This window comes from Erysipelatoclostridium sp. An15, assembly GCF_002160675.1.
GTDB lineage: Bacteria > Bacillota_I > Bacilli_A > Erysipelotrichales > Coprobacillaceae > Thomasclavelia > Thomasclavelia merdavium.
On record NZ_NFLA01000001.1, the window covers coordinates 155767 to 172038 of the forward strand.

Annotated in this window: 21 protein-coding genes; 4 read left to right on the plus strand and 17 right to left on the minus strand. The window is 30.2% G+C overall.

The features are described from left to right. Nucleotide 1: 1 nt before the first annotated feature. From B5E92_RS00800 to B5E92_RS00815, 4 genes are all read left to right on the plus strand, one after another. On the plus strand, nt 2–565 hold the full coding sequence (locus tag B5E92_RS00800; protein WP_087298511.1) for a hypothetical protein: 564 nt from the start codon (nt 2–4) through the stop codon (nt 563–565). A gap of 69 nt (nt 566–634) precedes the next feature. After that, the gene (gene xerD, locus B5E92_RS00805) at nt 635–1549 is read left to right on the plus strand and encodes a site-specific tyrosine recombinase XerD (protein ID WP_087298512.1); all 915 of its coding nucleotides are present in this window, start codon (nt 635–637) and stop codon (nt 1547–1549) included. A 19-nt stretch (nt 1550–1568) separates the two neighbouring features. Next, the gene (locus tag B5E92_RS00810) at nt 1569–2750 is read left to right on the plus strand and encodes a phosphopentomutase (RefSeq protein ID WP_087298513.1); all 1182 of its coding nucleotides are present in this window, start codon (nt 1569–1571) and stop codon (nt 2748–2750) included. A 9-nt stretch (nt 2751–2759) separates the two neighbouring features. Then, nucleotides 2760–3026, plus strand: a complete 267-nt coding sequence (locus tag B5E92_RS00815) for a hypothetical protein (RefSeq protein ID WP_087298514.1) — start codon at nt 2760–2762, stop codon at nt 3024–3026. A gap of 360 nt (nt 3027–3386) precedes the next feature. Here the strand turns inward: B5E92_RS00815 and B5E92_RS00820 are convergent, their stop codons facing one another. From B5E92_RS00820 to B5E92_RS00890, 17 genes are all read right to left on the minus strand, one after another. Beyond that, the gene (locus B5E92_RS00820; RefSeq protein WP_087298515.1) at nt 3387–3566 is read right to left on the minus strand and encodes a hypothetical protein; all 180 of its coding nucleotides are present in this window, start codon (nt 3564–3566) and stop codon (nt 3387–3389) included. Between the two features lie 35 nt (nt 3567–3601). Then, a complete protein-coding gene (locus B5E92_RS00825) occupies nt 3602–4279 on the minus strand; it encodes a hypothetical protein (RefSeq protein WP_087298516.1) in 678 nt (225 codons plus the stop codon). A 10-nt stretch (nt 4280–4289) separates the two neighbouring features. After that, nucleotides 4290–5969, minus strand: coding sequence for a major capsid protein (locus B5E92_RS00830; RefSeq protein ID WP_087298517.1), 1680 nt, complete (start codon nt 5967–5969; stop codon nt 4290–4292). Next, complete coding sequence (locus B5E92_RS00835) at nt 5969–6532, minus strand: hypothetical protein (protein WP_143357560.1); 564 nt, start codon at nt 6530–6532, stop codon at nt 5969–5971. The genes B5E92_RS00830 and B5E92_RS00835 overlap by 1 nt, the downstream gene beginning before the upstream one ends. Continuing rightward, the gene (locus B5E92_RS00840) at nt 6498–6854 is read right to left on the minus strand and encodes a phage ORF5 protein (RefSeq protein ID WP_087298519.1); all 357 of its coding nucleotides are present in this window, start codon (nt 6852–6854) and stop codon (nt 6498–6500) included. The genes B5E92_RS00835 and B5E92_RS00840 overlap by 35 nt, the downstream gene beginning before the upstream one ends. A 1-nt stretch (nt 6855) precedes the next feature. Next, entirely contained in the window at nt 6856–7014 is a 159-nt protein-coding gene (locus tag B5E92_RS15440; protein ID WP_158095174.1) for a hypothetical protein, read from the minus strand. After that, nucleotides 7011–7136 carry a hypothetical protein gene (locus B5E92_RS15875; protein ID WP_255376177.1) on the minus strand — a complete coding sequence of 42 codons (126 nt, stop codon included), beginning with the start codon at nt 7134–7136 and terminating at the stop codon, nt 7011–7013. Before B5E92_RS15875 ends, B5E92_RS15440 begins: the two co-directional genes overlap by 4 nt. A 14-nt stretch (nt 7137–7150) precedes the next feature. Further along, complete coding sequence (locus B5E92_RS00845; RefSeq protein WP_087298520.1) at nt 7151–8167, minus strand: hypothetical protein; 1017 nt, start codon at nt 8165–8167, stop codon at nt 7151–7153. Beyond that, nucleotides 8164–8421: a hypothetical protein gene (locus B5E92_RS00850; protein ID WP_087298521.1), complete on the minus strand. Its 258-nt coding sequence runs from the start codon at nt 8419–8421 to the stop codon at nt 8164–8166. Before B5E92_RS00850 ends, B5E92_RS00845 begins: the two co-directional genes overlap by 4 nt. Beyond that, complete coding sequence (locus B5E92_RS00855; protein ID WP_087298522.1) at nt 8414–8593, minus strand: hypothetical protein; 180 nt, start codon at nt 8591–8593, stop codon at nt 8414–8416. Before B5E92_RS00855 ends, B5E92_RS00850 begins: the two co-directional genes overlap by 8 nt. Nucleotides 8594–9089: 496 nt before the next feature. Further along, complete coding sequence (gene purF / locus B5E92_RS00860) at nt 9090–10511, minus strand: amidophosphoribosyltransferase (protein ID WP_087298523.1); 1422 nt, start codon at nt 10509–10511, stop codon at nt 9090–9092. 67 nt (nt 10512–10578) lie between these two features. Then, nucleotides 10579–12306, minus strand: coding sequence for a GNAT family N-acetyltransferase (locus B5E92_RS00865; protein WP_087298524.1), 1728 nt, complete (start codon nt 12304–12306; stop codon nt 10579–10581). Between the two features lie 12 nt (nt 12307–12318). Then, nucleotides 12319–13545, minus strand: a complete 1227-nt coding sequence (locus B5E92_RS00870; RefSeq protein WP_087298525.1) for an ATP-binding protein — start codon at nt 13543–13545, stop codon at nt 12319–12321. A gap of 49 nt (nt 13546–13594) precedes the next feature. Next, nucleotides 13595–14959 carry a PFL family protein gene (locus B5E92_RS00875; protein ID WP_087298526.1) on the minus strand — a complete coding sequence of 455 codons (1365 nt, stop codon included), beginning with the start codon at nt 14957–14959 and terminating at the stop codon, nt 13595–13597. An 11-nt stretch (nt 14960–14970) separates the two neighbouring features. Then, nucleotides 14971–15243 (minus strand): ACT domain-containing protein, encoded by a 273-nt coding sequence (locus tag B5E92_RS00880; RefSeq protein WP_087298527.1) that lies wholly within the window; start codon nt 15241–15243, stop codon nt 14971–14973. Nucleotides 15244–15364: 121 nt separating this feature from the next. After that, nucleotides 15365–15682, minus strand: a complete 318-nt coding sequence (locus tag B5E92_RS00885) for a PTS sugar transporter subunit IIB (RefSeq protein ID WP_087298528.1) — start codon at nt 15680–15682, stop codon at nt 15365–15367. Between the two features lie 56 nt (nt 15683–15738). Next, on the minus strand, nt 15739–16053 hold the full coding sequence (locus B5E92_RS00890; RefSeq protein ID WP_087298529.1) for a PTS sugar transporter subunit IIB: 315 nt from the start codon (nt 16051–16053) through the stop codon (nt 15739–15741). Nucleotides 16054–16272: the final 219 nt, after the last annotated feature.

Below are 16272 nucleotides of genomic sequence, written 5' to 3' on the forward strand. Positions count from 1 at the left end.
TATGGGTATTTTAAACAAAATATTTAAAAATGAAAAATTAGTAATTAATACGTTTGCAGCAATTTTATTTATTTGTGGATTATTATTTGGAATTGTATTTTATTTTTATGGTAATGAAACAATAGTCCAATTAAATAAATATATATTTTTTTATAAAGATAATACAGCAACAAATAATTACAATCTTTATTTAACAATAACTAGTTTATACATACTTTTATCATTAATAATATCAACAAGTTTTTTAGGAGTTATTTTAAATAGTTTTGTAATTTTTTCAAAGGGAATGCAGATTGCAATTGCTACTATTTATTATTTTACTTTAAACAAATTTAGTGCTTCAATGCTTTTTTTTAGCTTTTTTCCACAACTTATTTTAGAATTAGCCTTATTATATGTAATTTCAATAATTGCCATTAGATTGTCATTAAATTGCTTTACAATATCATTTTTAACAACTGAAGTTTTTAATAGTCGTAAAATAATTAATTATATATTAGATTATATTATTATTATTTTAATCATTGTAAGTCTGTCAATGGCATTTAAAGTTTATGTACTTTAGTTACCAAATCATTGGCAATATTATTTTTAAACGTGTTATAATATCCAAGTAGGCAGGATGTGTTGATAAATGGAAGCAAAAGAGGTATTAGATGAATATAAGCAATACTTAATAGTTGAAAAAGGATTAAGCAAAAATACGGTGAGTGCGTATGATAGAGATCTTAAAAAGTTTTTTAAATATATAAATGAAAAATTTGAAATAGATCAGGTAGAAAAAATTGATAAAGAACATATACGCCTATATTTAAAAGAACTAGGCAAAATTCAAAGTACTAATTCTGTTTCTAGAAAAATTGTATCTTTACGGATGTTTTATCTTTTTTTAGTGAGAGAAAAAATTGTTCCTAATAATTTGATGAGTAGTTTTACGCTGCCAAAAAAAGATAAAAAATTACCAACGGTATTATCTAAGTCAGAAATGGCTGAACTTTTAAATAGTATTGAAGTGGTTGATGCAATAAGTTCTAGAAATCGCTGCTTAGTTGAATTACTATATGCAACAGGAATGCGTGTTTCAGAATTATTAAATTTAAGAATGTCTGATTTAAATATTAAAATGGGGTTTGTAAAAGTAATTGGTAAAGGTGATAAAGAGCGACTAGTTCCAATAAGTAAATATGTTGGTAAATTATTAACGCAGTATATCAATGAATATCGTGATGAATTAAATTTAAAAAATGATTCATTGTTATTTTTCAATCAACATGGTAATCCATTAAGTCGCCAAGAGTTTTATCATATACTTAAGACAATTATTAATACAACAACGGTAAATAAAAACATTTCTCCCCATACTTTTCGACATACTTTTGCTACTCATTTATTAGAAAATGGCGCTGATCTTCGTTCGATTCAAGAGTTGCTTGGACACAGTGATATTTCAACAACTACTATTTATACGCATATTTCTAATCAGAAAATTAGACAAGAATACCAGCAGTTTCATCCAAGAATGAAAAAGATAATTGATAATGATAAATAGTTTACATATGGAGGGTAAGATGAAATATAATCGAATTTTTTTAATAGTTTGTGATTCTTTAGGGATTGGAAATGCTTGTGATAGTGCATTATATGATGATTATGGTGCTAATACATTAAAGCATATCTGTGAAAAATGTAATGGTTTAGATGTAGTGAATTTAGAAGGACTAGGATTAGGTAATTTAGGTGACTTTAAAGGTATTCATCAATTAAGCTTACAATTAGGATATACGCTTTCTTTAAGTGAGATTTCTAATGGTAAAGATACTATGACTGGTCATTGGGAAATGATGGGATTAAAGACAGAAAAACCTTTTATCACTTTTACTGATACTGGTTTTCCTGATGAATTTATTCGTTTATTTGAAGAAAAAACAGGACGAAAATGTGTTGGTAATAAAGCGGCTAGTGGAACTGAGATTATTCAAGAATATGGTGAACACCAGATTAAAACAGGCGATTGGATTGTATATACATCAGCTGATTCAGTCTTCCAGATAGCAGCTAATGAAGAAGTAATACCGCTAGAAGAATTATATGAAGCTTGTCAAATTGCTCGTGAACTAGCAATGGATGAACGATGGAAAGTAGGTAGAATTATTGCCCGTCCATTTATTGGTAAAAAAGCAGGGGAGTTTGAAAGAACTGCTAATCGCCATGATCTAGCCTTAGCCCCATTTGATAAAACTGTATTAGACACTTTAAAAGAGAATAATTTTGATGTAATCGGTGTAGGTAAAATTCCTGATATTTTTGTTAATCAGGGAATAACAAGAAGTGTTAAGACTATTAGCAATAAAGATGGTATGGAAAAAACTATTGAATTAGCTAAAACTAACTTTAACGGATTATGCTTTGTTAATCTTGTTGACTTTGATGCTAAATACGGTCATCGTCGTGATTATCAAGGATATGGTCAGGCAATTGTCGAATTTGATGAACAGTTAGGTGAATTGATGAAATATTTACAAGCTGATGATTTATTAATGATAACTGCTGATCATGGTAATGATCCAACATATAAAGGTACTGATCATACGCGTGAACAAGTTCCTTTGATCATTTATTCTAAAGAATTATTGCAGCCACGTTGTTTAGCACCAATGGAATCATTTTCAGTAATCGGAGCAACTATTGCAGAAAACTTTAATGTTGAACTACCTAAAATTGGAAAATCAATTTTAAAGAATATAATTTAAGGAGTATACATGGAAGATAAGACTAAAAGATTAATTGTAATGTCAATATTAGCATATGGGATTGGAACTTTCTTATTTGCAATAGGAATATTGACAAGAACTTTTATTGGTACAGTTCTATTTTATATTATTGCGATTGCATTGATTGTTTGTGGAATATTAGCTTTATTTAATAATTATCGAAAAAATGAAAAATTTAAGATATACATATATTTAATTATCGTAGGAATATTTTTCTTTGTTTTAAATACGGTTGTATTTATTAATACAATTTAGGAAATCTAACAGATTTCCTTTTTTATTCACATTGTGCACATTTTATTCACATTATTCCATACATAAAAATTTCATAATATACATTATGCAAACACTGCACAAGAAATAACGTTGAAGAATATATTATTTGTTGAAGAATAACTACGGAATGTTGTTTTTAATGAAATGTAGTTAACTATCTATCTCTTAGATATATTATATCATAATAATTCCTGTCAGTCCACCCCATTACAACAAGAAAGTATGGGGTGGACTGTTCGGAAAATTAAAATTTTCCTCAAGAATTTGCTACGCAAATCCGACTATAAAAAAAGCTTCGCGCCATAAGAGCGCTAGCTTCTTTTATAGTTATAAATTTTTTTATAAAGTTAAACCCATTACATGGGCATACCAAAAAATCATCATACAAAACCAAACGAATAAAAAATCTAATAATATTACTACGAGATAAAATCCAAAATATTTAAAATCTTTATTTTTATAACATCTAAATGCTAAAAATAAAAATATAAAGAAAACAATTAATAAAATCCATTCCATAAAATAATCTCCCTTCAGGGAGATTATAACATACATCATTTTTTCTTTCTACCGCCAAAAAATTTACCTATTTGCTCAAAAGCCCAAGGGATTAAATCAGCAAAAGAATTTAATCCTTGAGTTTCAATAGCAGTAGCTGAAGATTTATTTGCAGCATATTTAGAAGCGGCATAGCTTTTATCAGCTGAATACTGAGAAGAATATAAGCTATCTTGACTATTCTGTCTAGACGCCCAATAACCGCGGTCAGCGGCATAACGTTGCGTTTCAGCTTGTAAACGAGCATTATACATAGAAGCATTAGCGGCAATAGAAGCGGCTTGAGTAGCAGCTGCGGAATTTATAGCAGATGAAGCAAGAGAAGCCATTCCGGCAATAACAGAAGTGTCAACATCACCTTTAGCACCGCTAGGGCTTCCGCCTTGTGAAGCAGAAGCACCGGACGGAGTAGAAGCAGAAGTACCGCCTGAAGTGGCGGCTAAAATTGGATTAAGTCCAGCGGCTTGCAAATCCTTAACAGAACGCTGTGCAGATGTATTAGACATGCGTTCTTGAAAATCACGATTTTTTTGCGCTTCAGATGAGTTAAAATCACGTAATTTTTGAGCTTCTGAACTTTGAAAATCCATTTGTTTTTGAGCTTGATGAGCAGAAACAGCATTATTTTTATCTGCGATAGACTGCATTTGATTAAATAATGAAGACATATTCACAATAAATCACCTACATTCTAGTTAATCCAGGAATAGAATAAACCGGCAACGGTCTAGTAGCTTCGATTTTTAAGTAAATGTCACAAAAGAATTGTGCAGAAACTTCATCAGTAACAGCTAAGACACGATTAACAGTGTTAGGGTCTTCTTTAATCCATTCATCAGATAGGGCAGGTAACTGATCATATTCATCTGTTAAGACCCATACATCTAAAGACTGTGGGAAATCTGATCGCATTTCGCCGGAAATACGATTAGGAATGAAACGATATTCACTCCAAGCTTCCTGATAACCGAAAACCTGCTCATTTGCATTATCTTCATCAGATTTATTTAAAGCATAATTCACAAAAATTTCTTTATTTAAAATTGGTTGTTCGCCAAGGTTGGCAAAAACAGGCCAATAAAAGTCAAATCTAGACTGTCTAGACCAAATACGGTTAAGACCTTGTTGATATGAATGATTATAACGAACACAACATAAACCGATAATATAACCATGTTCAGTAAATGACTTAACGAAAGAATTATCACTATCAGCAGTAACACTAAAACCAGCAACATCTCCTAAAGCCGTATCGGCATTAGTACCGGACTGTTGAACAACTTGATTAATAGAAATTGGAATATGATTATATGCTAATAATTCAGGTCTTTGTTGACGAGCGTCAGGAGATTCAACACCGAAATGACCTTTGATAATTTCAACATATCTAGTACCAGAACGGGCGTCTTGCTCATAAAGTTGTTGAGTAGCAAAAGCAAGACGAAGTTGGTTAATTGTGGCTACTGGTAAACCTTGAACGTTAGACCAAAGATTAATAGGAGTCAAACCAACATTACTACCGTTAGGGGTAGGAGTATTACTAACTCTAGCATGAAAAGCACCATCTTCAAAATCTAAAAATTGTGAATACTGTTGTCCTTCAGGTAAAGCGCCATTAACTTGACCGTATAACATTTCAGGGAAAGAACCAGCATAAGGAATAGTCTCATCACGAGTATATACAGGAAAATCAGCGTCAGCTAACATGGGAATTGTCACGTCAGGACCTTTCTGCGGACTAGGTAGGGCAGATGTAAAATAATCATGATATTTATTAGCCATAAGAGGTAAACCACCATTAGCAGGCTTAGACCTATCATAAGTAACAGTAGCATCACTTGTAGGAACTAACAAAGGATCTTGTAAATTTTGGTCTCTAAACCATTCATTCCATATAAGACCGTAAGCACGTATAGGAAGCGCATTAACAGAAATAGATACATCAGCATTATCACCGGTATCGGTAGGTATTCCCATATAGTCAAGAATAGAGCCGTGTAAATCAGCATTACCAGGTATATCAATAACAGGAATTGTATAAGTAGTAGAAGGATACCAAGAAGAAGCATTATTTTCTCCCATGAATTCTTTCCAGTGGTCCCAAACAAGTCTGTTTGGAACAAAGAAATAATAAGTATCTAAATATAAATCATCCATTAACGGAGTAATTAGTGTTTGTAGACGAGCTAACATATTAGTTTCGATATTAAAAGTATCACCGGGCAAAATCTCTAATACATCGAACGGAATTAATTCACCGACATTAAATGTAGTTTTAACAGAATGTGACATATCAAATTTAGAACGATATTGGCCGGACATATTAGGATTTAAACCAAATCTAGAGTTTTGGTCAAGTAACATTAATCATCATCTCCTTCAGGTTCAATTTTTTTCTTACGACCACGTTTGACAGGTTGTGGCTGTGGTTGAGGTTGTGGCTGTGGTTGAGGTTGTGGCTGTGGTTGAGGTTGTTGAGATTGAATATATTGACCAAATATATTAATAAAATCATCAGAACCAAAGCTAGAACAGAATTTTTTAACAGAATAATTAAACTTACTGCGGATTTCTTCAGGTAGACCATTAAAGAAATTTTCACCTTTTTTAACTAAATTAAACATACCGCCATAAGTGGTAGGCATTGCAGCAATATCAACTAGACCAACATTCAAGATATCTTCAGGTTTAAAACTAGAAACGTATCTATTTACAGCCATAGGGTCTAAAGTATTTAAAATCATTTGTAAATCACAAGACTCACGATAAGACTGGATTTCAGCATATTGGTCATGATCACCGGAATGAACTAAATATTCACAACCTTTTTCATCTATATTTAAAATATACTGTTTACGAATATTACAACCGCAAGGCATACAATAATGTTGTCTATTGTTTACTCTCTGTCTCCACGTTTGAATCATCATTAATCACCTCATCTTCCAAATGTAAATCTCTAACACGTTGTAGAGCTAAAGCACGAGCATTTAAACCATGGATAACAAATTTAGGTTCATCATAATAAAATTTACCTGAATTAACATCAAAACAAGCAACTTCATATAGTGAATAATCTTCTAAGCGACCAATAACAGGGTCGGTTTTAAGACACGAATTAGCAAAACTATGAATAGCTAAATCTTCATTAGGCAAAACAGACAAAGAGTCAATAAATTGACCAACTTTTTCATCTTTAACACAATATACTTTCAATAATGAATCTGACATTTTTTCAAAAAATTTCATTTTAATTCTCCTCTTGATAATCGATTTGTTTAATTCGTTTTCTTCTACTGAATATAAAATTTTTAGCTAAACTATAAACACCAAATATCACAATAGAAACTACAAACAAAGCTGTTATAAATAAAATAAACTGTACTAACATAATGTAAAAGTCACTCATAATCTAATACCTCCTCGAAATGTTGGTGGGTGTGCGTTTAATCTTTTGGTTTGCATAGCGGTTCGATTAAAGAATTGTTTATCTTTTTTAGGACTACGAACTGCAGTACGTTTTTTTGACATATATTTCACCTCCTTTAAAGTTCACGAACCAATTTACTAATTGATTTCTTTTTATTAACTTCTTCACGTTCTAAGCGAAGATATTTATCACCGTAAAGAACTTCTTTAGTAGAATCCGAAATTTTAGCGGCTTGAATACGTTTTTCACGAACCTGCTCAAATAATTCAGGATATTCATCTGCATACAAATCATCAAAATATTTGGGCGGCTTAACTGTCATACCATCATTAAGAATAATTTCATCATTTTTGTATATCTCATGTTTATGATCATCATAATACTGGCGAGCAATACCGGGCATTCTACTCATACGAACAAATTCAGGTTCAATATTAAACTCTTCATAAACAGAAGCATCTTCACCTTTCTGTTTTTTCATAATGTAACGAGCGGTATATGCAGCAGTTTGCCAATTGTTATCAGATAATAAGACATAGCCTTTATCCCATGCTTTATCAACTAAATCGGACTGATACAAAGGAAAACCACCACGACTTTGTTTAACTTCTTGTAAATCATCTAAATCTAAACCAAACACAATAGCATGATAATGAGGGCGTAGGGTAGTAGAACCATACTCACCACAAGCAAAAAAGCGAAGTTCACTACCAAATTTATCACTATAATAATATCTAAGACGTTTCATGAACAAAGTGAAATCTCTCGGCGACAACGTCAAAATATCTTTTATTTCGCCGGTCTCCGGTACTTCATAACAAGAACGAGGAACATGTTCATCATCATATGTAATTGTTAAAAACATACTTCTAGAAAAATATTGAGCTTCTAACATACATCTAGTAGCCCAGGATCTAGAATAATCTAATCTACAACCAACACATTTACCACAGGGAATATCAATATATTCATTATTAGGATATTTATTAGGGTCCTCACTCATATACCAATGATTAGTATCAGAATCAAACATAACACTTTTTACTTTATTAGAAGTTATTTTATAATTTGGTTTACCGCTTTTAAGATTAACACCATCTAAAAAAGCGTGCAAAGGATGATAACATGTCACTGTAAATCATCCTTTCGAATGTGAAATAAATAAACTCCAGACCATCTATCTTGAGTATCGCCATTCTTTTTAAATGTTACATAAACATTAAAACAATGTCGACAAAAAGAACTATGACATTCATCAATACGAACTTCACAAAACTCACATTCTTCTAAAAGAGTTAACTGTTCATTAGATATAAACTCGTATTCATGTTTATTAAGCCAAATACGCAACTGACTGCGAATATTGATACGTGGATATTTAATCATGTAAACCACCTAATCTCTCTAAATGTCGAATTACTCTAGAAATATCATCAGATAAATCTTCCATTTCTTCTAAAAGAGAAATATCATCTTCTTGATATAAATAATCGATTAAATAATCTAAATCACGATCAACACTTTCAATAAATTTCATAACTTTTTCTAAATTTTCCATAAAACTATTCTCCTTATCTGTACATATTATTTTATAGAGAATAGATAGAAAACTGTCGTTAAAGATTTTCATAATATACATTATGCGAAGTTATATATATAATTATAATAAGAACAGGAGCGATTTACGTTACCCCTGTTCTTTATAAATTAAATATTTAATCCTGCATAGAATGCTTCATGTATTGCTTGATCTACTTTTCGTGGTTTAACAGCAGCACCAACTGAGACTACTCGAATTCCTTATTTTTTACAGAAATTCTTCCGATAGCAGAAATTATTGTATCAGCTTCTGTAAATAGTTTTTTATCCATATTATCAACTGTTAATACTTTGTCTTTAAAAATCTCTACAATTGGTGTATGAGCATGGAATTTAATTTGATATTGATCAAATAAATCCTGTTGGTCGATATAAAGATATTATTGGTACTCCACCTGTAGAATTTAATAATAATGGTGCTTAAACAAGCACCATTATTATTATGTAAATTAATTTTATATTTTTCCTTTTTTCTCTTTATCATGTTCAAAAGCATCATAAATATCAGTTACATAATTGCCATTGAAACATGCTAGACATAAACCACATTTATGTTTTTCTTTGTTGAAATGAATTGATTTATCAATCCCTTCTTCACTAATAAATGCTAGTGAATCAGCTTCAATATATTCGCACAATTCATCAACTGATAAGCGATTGGAAATTAATTCATCCATTGTTGACATATCAACTCCATAAAAACATGGATATTTAATTGCTGGTGAAGCGATTCGTACATGAACTTCTTTGGCCCCTGCTTCTTTTAGTAGTCTTACAATTCGTTTAGATGTTGTTCCCCTAACGATTGAATCATCTATCATGATTACACGTTTGTCTTTTACAATTGATGAAACAGCGGAAAGTTTCATTCGTACACCTTGTTCTCTCATTTCTTGAGTCGGTTGAATAAATGTTCTTCCAACATATTTATTTTTTATTAATCCCATTTCGTATGGTATTCCTGAAGCTTCAGAATAACCAATAGCTGCAGAAATTGATGAATCTGGAACCCCAATTACTAAATCAGCCTCAACTGGAGATTCAATAAATAATTGTTTTCCTGCAAGTTTTCTAGTAGTATGGACATTTATACCATCTAGATTACTGTCAGGGCGTGAAAAGTATATATACTCCATTGCACATATTTTATCTACAACATCAGTTGTATATAATTTTGATTTAATTTCACCATTTTTTACACGAACAATTTCCCCTGGTTCTAAATCTCTTAAAAATTTAGCCCCTACTACTTCAAATGCACAAGTTTCTGATGAAAATACATAAGCACCGTTAGGAAGTTGTCCAATAGAAATTGGTCGTAAACCATATTTATCACGAGCGACATATAAAGCATTTTCTATTAATATTAAAAATGCAAAAGCGCCATCTAATTTATTTAATGAATTACAGATTCGATCAATCATATGCCCTTTTTCACGCATAATAAGATGACCTAAAATTTCTGTATCAGAAGTACTAGAAAAGATACTTCCTTTTTTTTCTAATTCACTTTTTAATATATTAGCATTTACAATATTACCATTATGAGCAATTCCTAATGAGCCATTTAATGTTCTAAATAATAAAGGTTGTACATTAGCAATTCCTCCACCACCAGCTGTTGAGTAGCGAACATGACCAATTGCATAATCTCCAATCATCTTAGAAATCTTTTCTTGATCAAATACTTCAGTAACTAAGCCTTCACCTTTTTGAATTGATAATGCTTCTTTATTTTTTACAATAATACCAGCGGCTTCTTGACCACGGTGTTGCAAGCTATGTAAACCATAATAACACATTGCTGCGGCATTTTCGTAACCACATACAGCAAAAACACCACACTCTTCATGTAATTGACGATCTTGATAGTCCATTAACTAACCTCCTTTAAATCTTTTTTATTTTATAATGTAGAAGTTGGTTAGTCAATAAAAAATTATCTCAGAGACACTCGTTGATATAAAAATTATTATCTTGACAACTATTTTTTAAGAAGTTTGTCAACATTGTACAAATAACCTGGCTTTCACCATTAATATTTGTAAGCATATCTGATTCAATTATTAATTCTTTATCATCATTAATAATTGCTGCAATCATTTTATTCAATGCAGTGTCATTTTCATAAATCAATTCAGAAACCTTAATTTGATTTTCATCTTCGCTATAGATCATGTAGCCGATGGCATTAGTTTTATCATAAAATATTTTCAATGATTCATCATACGCTAAACTGCGAGCAATTAAATAATTTTTGTAATAATCTAAATCACGTTTTCGATAACCGTTATATTTTTTGGTAAATTTTTGATATAAAGATAATGACTTAGTACAATCATAATCAGTTATAATATTTAAATCACTATTATTTTGATAGTACTCTTTATTAACTTTTGTTATCTTATGAAAATAATTTTCTTTAAATCCAAAATTATAATATATTTCTGGTTGATAAGCTTGTAATAGAATTTTTTGTCCTTGATATTGTGGTAAGTTTAAAACATAATTCATTAATTTTTTCATTAAACCTTGTTTTTGGTAATTCTTATCAGTAGCCACACCTAAAATAAAGTATGCCAAACATTCCTTATTATCTAGTATTATTGTATAAGGGACAATCTGTACCATTGAAACAAGATGATGGTTATTTTTCAATAAATAAGTATTTTCATTTTGATAACATTTATCAAAATAAAATTTAGTTGATTGCTCATTTTCATCTTTAAAACTTTTTTTCCATAAATCAATTATTTGTGGAATATCGCTATTGTTTGCTTTAACAATTGATTGATTGTTTGTAACGATTGTATATTTATGAATCATTTTAATTGGATGAAGCATTTTTTTAGCTCGTCTTAAAGAATCTAGCCCCATATCTTCTTCTCTGTTTACAAGTTCATAATCGGCATAGTTTTGCTCTAAGAAAAATTTGCCGATTGCAACATATAAACCGCGAATTTCTTTATTTGCTTTTTCAACATGAATTTGTACTGTTTTATGCTTTAATGGCGATCCAATTATAAAAGCTTCTAATTGACCATTAAGATAAATACAACCTGTTTTGATATTTAATTCTTTACGATGTACTAAAAGATATACGATACCAATAAATTCAGATACGACACTGTTTTCATTGCTATGATCAGTATCCCATTTTTTAAGACAGTTTAAAACATTATCAATATCTTCATCTTCAATTTCTTTATAAACGTAATCAGGATGTTCTTTTATAAAAGCATTAAAATGATTTCGTCTTTTTTGCATTTTTTTACCTGATAATGTTTCTAAAGATTTTTTTTCGTAAACATAATCATCGTTATCTTCATTATGTAAATATAAGAATTTATCTTGGTAAATTTCTTTAATTTTATCGACAAATTTATCTACTGCTAGATCTATTCTAAAAGCAAAATGATGATTATTTGCATACTCCATCATATACTCAATAGCTTCTTGATAATATTCTTCTTTACAAAAAGGCATTGAGAAAAAGTGTTCGTTTAAATATGTATGCAACATAATTAAGTAATGATCATGAATTTCATAATAGATTTCATATTCATGATCCCACATCATCATTGTTACAAAATTAGAGTTATAGCCTTCATAGTTAGCATCATCTAAATATTTTTTGATTTTATCATAATCACTTATTAATAATTTTTTCATAATACCTCGACTCTATTTTCCAAGCATTGCATGAATAAACTGTTTAGCTGTTCTTCCTGAAAAACCGCCATGACGAATTTCCCATGTTAATGCTTTTTGATGTAATTCGTCACGATCCATTTTTAAACCATATTGCTTAGCTAGTCCATCGACAATGTTTAAATAATTAATGCGATCAGGATGCATGAATAATATTTTAATACCAAATCTAGAACTTAATGAAGTTTTTTCTTGTTTAGCATCGTTAATATTAACCTCATCTTTGTCTTCACGTTCACTCCATGTTTGTTTAACAATATGACGACGGTTACTAGTTGCATAGATTAAAATATTATCTGGTTTTTTCTCTAAGCCACCTTCGATAACAGCCTTTAGATATTTGTATTCAATTTCAAATTCTTCAAATGACAAATCATCCATGAATAAAATAAATTTATAATTACGAGATTGTAATTGTTGAATGATTTTAGGTAAATCTTTAAATTGATGTTTATATACCTCTATCATTCGTAATCCATCTTTATAATATTCATTTAATAAAGCTTTAATACTACTAGATTTTCCAGTTCCACTATCACCGTATAGTAAAACATTGTTAGCTTTTTTACCCGCTAAGAAAGCTTCTGTATTGTTTCTTAGGGTTTGTTTTTGAGTTTCATAGCCAATCAATTGGTTTAAACGACCGTTTCCAATATGTATTATAGGCACAATTTTTTTATTTTCATAGCGAAATGCTTTATTTAATCCAAATTTTCCAACGCCGTATGTTAAAAAGAATTTTTCTAATATAGTATAGAAGTCATCTACATTATTACATTTTGTAAGATTTTCTTGTAAAGTTGTTGAGACTTCAAATAATTCTTGATTAATTACTGGTTTAGAAGGTGTAAAACTATTGATTAGATTTCTTTGTAATGGTTCTAACATCTCAAAATTTGTATTAAACATGTTAAATATAATTTTAAAATCATTCATTACTACTGCTTTTAAGTTGCTAGAAATTGGTTTTTTTCTTTCTAAAGCAAGTGTAAATGAATTTTCATTATTAATTAATAGATAAGTTAGTAAGCTATTAAATAAATTATCATATAAATTATATTTTTCAGCTAATTTTATTAACAGTGATACAAATTTATTACTGTTTTTAAGATTCCCATTAATTAGTTCGTTATACATGTTAAAACATGATTCAATTTCATCATCTTGATATAAAGGATTAAAAACGATCAATTCATCCATATTATATTTACTCCTTTGTGAATAATTTAAAAAGACGATAATTCGTCTTTTAATTTTTAAAACTATGAATTGGGGCAGGAATTCTACCACCACGATTTACAAACTCTGCACAATCAAATTTATTGACTGGCATAATTGGAGCATAACCTAATAAACCACCAAATTCTACCACTTCACCGACATCTTTACCGATAACTGGAATGATTCTAACAGCAGTTGTTTTTTGATTGATCATTCCAATTGCCATTTCATCAGCAATAATTCCAGAAATTGTAGCTGGTGATGTACTACCAGGAATAGCTATCATATCAAGTCCTACTGAACATACACAAGTCATTGCTTCTAATTTTTCTAAAGTTAAAGCACCACGATTAACAGCATCGATCATCCCTTGATCTTCACTAACTGGAATAAAAGCACCGCTTAATCCCCCAACATAAGAAGAAGCCATAACGCCACCTTTTTTAACCTGATCATTTAAAATTGCAAGGGCTGCAGTTGTTCCAGGTGCTCCAACACTTTCTAATCCCATTCCTTCTAAGCAATCAGCAATACTATCTCCGATTGCTGGAGTTGGTGCTAATGATAAATCAATAATTCCAAAAGGAATACCTAGTTTTTCCGATGCTTCTAAAGCTACTAACTGTCCTACTCTAGTAATTTTGAAAGCTGTTTTTTTAATGATTTCACATAACTCACCAAAATCTTTACCTTTAGCTTTGTTTATTGCATTCTTTACAACACCAGGACCGCTAACACCTACATTAATTACTGCATCAGCTTCACTAACCCCATGGAAAGCACCAGCCATAAATGGATTATCATCAGGAGCATTACACAATACAACTAATTTAGCACAGCCGATTGAATCATTTTCTTTAGTTAAATCTGCAGTATCATGAATAATTTCCCCCATTAATTTTACTGCATCCATATTAATTCCAGTCTTTGTTGATCCAACATTGACAGAACTACAAACATTGTTTGTTACTTTCATTGCTTCAGGAATAGAGCGAATTAGTAATTCTTCAGCTTTTGTCATTCCTTTAGAAACAATAGCACTGTATCCACCGATAAAATTTACCCCTGTTTTTTTAGCGCATTCATCTAATGTTTTGGCAATTTTTACAAAATCATCAGTGCTTTTACATGCATTTGCACCAATAAATCCTATTGGTGTTACAGAGATACGTTTATTGACAATTGGGATACCATACTTCATTTCAATTTGTTTGCCTGTTGCCACAAGATCTTTGGCCACTGTTGTAATTTTATTGTAAATATTTTGACATAAAACATCGATATCATGATCCATACAGTCTAATAAACTAATCCCTAGTGTAATGGTTCTGACATCAAGGTTTTCTTGTTCAATCATTTTATTTGTTTCTGTAACTTCAAATAAATTAATCATCGTTAATCTCCTTAAATACGGTGCATTTTATTAAAAATATCTTCATGTTGTAATTTAATGTTTACACCTATTTCTGCCCCTAAATTATTTAATTCATCACAAACAGAACCAAATTCATCAATTACAGATGTTAGTTCAACAATCATCATCATATTAAAATATCCTTGAATAATAGTTTGTGAAATATCTAAGATATTTATTTGCTTTTCAGCTAGAAAAGTACATACTTTGGCAATAATTCCAACTTGATCCTTTCCTACTACTGTAATTATACCTTTTTGCATCAATCATTTACCTCCTAATATTTAGGATATTATATCATAGTAACAAATATTATAAAACCCCAAATAAAAATTTGAATAAAATTTAGTAAAAATAAAAATGGGTATTGCCACCCATTTTAAATTATTTACCCATCAATTTTTTTGCAAATTCGTAAACAGCTTTACCATTCATCATTCCGTAATCTTTCATTTCAATTACATCATAAGGAATATCTTTACCTGTTTCTTTGATGATTTGCTCTACTTCTTTTTTTGCATATCTTACTTGTGGGCCAAGTAATACACAATCTACAGTGTTAATGATTTTTTCACCTTCAGATAAAGGTAAAGCAAAGATTTCTACTTCTTCACCGGCTTCTTTTGCAGCTACTTCCATTTTAGTTACTAATAAACTAGTAGACATACCAGCTGCACAAACTAACATAATTCTAGTTGCCATATTTTTTCTCCTCTAAATATAATAGAAAAGGTATTATAACAATACCTTTTCATTAATTATCCAATCATTTTCATTGCTGATTCGAATACTGCTTTACCGTTCATTGTTCCATAATCTCTCATATCGATTACGTCAACAGGGATAGGACCAGCTTTACGTCCTGCAGCTAATTTTTCGATTGCAGCTTTTTGGAATCTTACTTGTGGGCCAAGTAAAATGCAATCAACTTCTTCTAATACTCTTGGTGCATCAGAGAATGGTAATGCAAAGATTTTACATTCTACACCAGCTTCTTTTGCAGCAGCTTCCATTTTTGTTACTAATAAGCTAGTAGACATACCTGCTGAACATACTAATAAAATAGTTTTCATAATTATATACACTCCTTCTTTTCAACCTACGTTAATTTTACACCGAAAAAATGAGAATGTAAACACTTTCTTGTTTCTTTTAATCTATTTTTATAAACAAAAATACAAATTATCTTGATTAAATCATTTAATATTTACAATAAAAAATTTTTAATAAAACATATAAATATTTTAATTCTAAAAAATTACATGTTATTATATATAAAGAATAATTATAAA

Coding starts and splice junctions, on each gene's coding strand:
- B5E92_RS00800 (WP_087298511.1), top strand. CDS start 2: ATGGGTATTTTAAACAAAATATTTAAAAATGAAAAATTAGTAATTAAT.
- xerD (WP_087298512.1), top strand. CDS start 635: ATGGAAGCAAAAGAGGTATTAGATGAATATAAGCAATACTTAATAGTT.
- B5E92_RS00810 (WP_087298513.1), top strand. CDS start 1,569: ATGAAATATAATCGAATTTTTTTAATAGTTTGTGATTCTTTAGGGATT.
- B5E92_RS00815 (WP_087298514.1), top strand. CDS start 2,760: ATGGAAGATAAGACTAAAAGATTAATTGTAATGTCAATATTAGCATAT.
- B5E92_RS00820 (WP_087298515.1), bottom strand. CDS start 3,566: ATGGAATGGATTTTATTAATTGTTTTCTTTATATTTTTATTTTTAGCA.
- B5E92_RS00830 (WP_087298517.1), bottom strand. CDS start 5,969: ATGTTACTTGACCAAAACTCTAGATTTGGTTTAAATCCTAATATGTCC.
- B5E92_RS00835 (WP_143357560.1), bottom strand. CDS start 6,532: ATGATTCAAACGTGGAGACAGAGAGTAAACAATAGACAACATTATTGT.
- B5E92_RS00840 (WP_087298519.1), bottom strand. CDS start 6,854: ATGAAATTTTTTGAAAAAATGTCAGATTCATTATTGAAAGTATATTGT.
- B5E92_RS15440 (WP_158095174.1), bottom strand. CDS start 7,014: ATGAGTGACTTTTACATTATGTTAGTACAGTTTATTTTATTTATAACA.
- B5E92_RS15875 (WP_255376177.1), bottom strand. CDS start 7,136: ATGTCAAAAAAACGTACTGCAGTTCGTAGTCCTAAAAAAGATAAACAA.
- B5E92_RS00850 (WP_087298521.1), bottom strand. CDS start 8,421: ATGATTAAATATCCACGTATCAATATTCGCAGTCAGTTGCGTATTTGG.
- B5E92_RS00855 (WP_087298522.1), bottom strand. CDS start 8,593: ATGGAAAATTTAGAAAAAGTTATGAAATTTATTGAAAGTGTTGATCGT.
- purF (WP_087298523.1), bottom strand. CDS start 10,511: ATGGACTATCAAGATCGTCAATTACATGAAGAGTGTGGTGTTTTTGCT.
- B5E92_RS00865 (WP_087298524.1), bottom strand. CDS start 12,306: ATGAAAAAATTATTAATAAGTGATTATGATAAAATCAAAAAATATTTA.
- B5E92_RS00870 (WP_087298525.1), bottom strand. CDS start 13,545: ATGGATGAATTGATCGTTTTTAATCCTTTATATCAAGATGATGAAATT.
- B5E92_RS00875 (WP_087298526.1), bottom strand. CDS start 14,959: ATGATTAATTTATTTGAAGTTACAGAAACAAATAAAATGATTGAACAA.
- B5E92_RS00880 (WP_087298527.1), bottom strand. CDS start 15,243: ATGCAAAAAGGTATAATTACAGTAGTAGGAAAGGATCAAGTTGGAATT.
- B5E92_RS00885 (WP_087298528.1), bottom strand. CDS start 15,682: ATGGCAACTAGAATTATGTTAGTTTGTGCAGCTGGTATGTCTACTAGT.
- B5E92_RS00890 (WP_087298529.1), bottom strand. CDS start 16,053: ATGAAAACTATTTTATTAGTATGTTCAGCAGGTATGTCTACTAGCTTA.